The sequence below is a fragment of the uncultured Microscilla sp. genome, from assembly GCF_947493425.1.
Classification (GTDB): Bacteria; Bacteroidota; Bacteroidia; order Cytophagales; family Microscillaceae; genus Microscilla.
This window is the reverse complement of sequence record NZ_CANLRP010000397.1, coordinates 1-1,189: the sequence shown is the minus strand read 5'-3', so window position 1 is coordinate 1,189 and position 1,189 is coordinate 1. Positions and strand designations below refer to the sequence as shown.

Genomic DNA, 1,189 nt, shown 5'->3' with positions numbered 1-1,189 from the left:
GAAAAATACTAGTAATCACACAAATCAAAAGCTTTTAACAGCCTTTTTCTCAAATTTTATTTCTTGCGATTGCCATGCTTTATATCTTTGGGAGTAGAGAGCTTGCAAACTTGGAAGATTACAAGCTTGCAAACTCAGAAGCCTTGGGATAAGCTAGGCATAACTAATGAAGAGTGGGTTCAAGATATTGTTGGGAAAGTATTTGAAAAACAGGGCCTTGGTGGGTATTTTCAGTATTCCAAGATGAAAAGCCTTGAGAGAGAAGTTTTAGCTATTTTTCAAAGTTTATTGATTACCCATAAGGCCAATGGGGGCGATTTTGAAACCTTCGGATCGTACTTAGAGGAAGTTATAACAGAGGCTTGGAAAGCGGAATGGAAGGATATTTTAAATTGGAAAAAAAACCCTTTAAAGGCTGCAAATGCATTTAGAACGATAGTTCTAAACAAGGGGTTGCGGACGTATAATAATGCTTATATGAGGGTTGTGAGGAATAAAAATGTGAAGTTGGGAGTTGATGTCTCTGCGGGTGGTGTTACTGCTTGGACGGATGTCATGCTAAAACTCAATAAACATAAGAACTTATTTTCAGATCATAGCATGACCGTTGAGGTAACAGATAATTTAGGCAGAAAAAAAGTAATAACTGTTGAGAATGCCCTAATGAAGAGAACTAAGGAAGCTTGGCAGTGGATGCATGTCGCCCAGAATGCAGAGGTTGCAACAAAGCCTTTTCTTGCTATATTACATCTTACAGGTGAGAAAATGGGGCAGATGTATAGTTTTATTCTTGAGATTTTAAAGTAGCATTGAGATAAGAAAATTTATCTTACTGATATGAACTGAAAACTCTACAGATTAGGAAAGAGTTATAAATGTTTTAAATTTAGGGTCAAAAATGCCTAGTTTACCTGCTTATTGCGAGTCATTACTGGCTCAATTGGGTCAAGCCCAAGTAAAAAAAACGCCTCATCTTTGATAGAAAAGCTTATATCTACGAAGAAGAGTAACCTTTATACTATTTCCGAAAACACAAGCGAATACACAAGAAATCACCGTATGTTAGATGGCAGTTTAAAAACAGTTTTGGATAGTGAAAAGCTCAACATTAGCGTATCCCTCCCAGTAAGTACATGTTTACATCTGCTATTAGCTAGCTTACCTTTGCATCAAAAAGATATGAATAAAG

General features: G+C 36.3%; 2 protein-coding genes. Both read left to right on the top strand.

Going from position 1 to position 1,189, the window contains the following annotated elements; genetic code table 11:
* The first annotated feature begins 87 nt into the window (after positions 1-87).
* The gene (locus Q0954_RS33990) at positions 88-807 is read left to right on the top strand and encodes a hypothetical protein (RefSeq protein WP_299466547.1); all 720 of its coding nucleotides are present in this window, start codon (positions 88-90) and stop codon (positions 805-807) included.
* 168 nt (positions 808-975) lie between these two features.
* Positions 976-1,189 (top strand): hypothetical protein (locus Q0954_RS33985; RefSeq protein ID WP_299466544.1); only part of this gene is annotated, 214 nt, incomplete at its 3' end.